Annotated in this window: 3 tRNA genes; all 3 read right to left on the reverse strand. The window is 45.0% G+C overall.

Annotation, left to right across the window (positions count from 1 at the left end):
* Positions 1 to 2: 2 nt before the first annotated feature.
* Positions 3 to 84 (reverse strand) — tRNA-Leu (locus AN393_RS19665).
* Positions 85 to 174: 90 nt separating this feature from the next.
* Positions 175 to 251 (reverse strand) — tRNA-Met (locus AN393_RS19670).
* Between the two features lie 5 nt (positions 252 to 256).
* Positions 257 to 331 (reverse strand) — tRNA-Gln (locus AN393_RS19675).
* Between the last annotated feature and the right edge of the window lie 120 nt (positions 332 to 451).

Raw genomic sequence — 451 nt, forward strand, 5'->3', positions numbered from 1 at the left:
GGTGCGGAAGGAGAGACTTGAACTCTCACATCCTAAGATACTGGAACCTAAATCCAGCGCGTCTACCAATTCCGCCACTCCCGCATTTTTTGTGTTTAATAAACACTGGTAGTTATTTTAAACTCTTCATTGAGCCGCAATTTAACTCTTGCAGAGACACTTCTAAAAAAGAAATGGTGGCTAAGACGGGATTTGAACCTGTGACCCCATCATTATGAGTGATGTGCTCTAACCAGCTGAGCTACTTAGCCATTGTTGGCTGGGATACCAGGATTTGAACCTGGGAATGCCAGGATCAAAACCTGGTGCCTTACCGCTTGGCGATATCCCAACAGAAAACAATTGATAGTTTAGTTCATATCAGAACATGGTGCGGAAGGAGAGACTTGAACTCTCACATCCTAAGATACTGGAACCTAAATCCAGCGCGTCTACCAATTCCGCCACTCCC

The organism is Pseudoalteromonas sp. P1-25 (genome assembly GCF_001401805.1).
GTDB lineage: Bacteria > Pseudomonadota > Gammaproteobacteria > Enterobacterales > Alteromonadaceae > Pseudoalteromonas.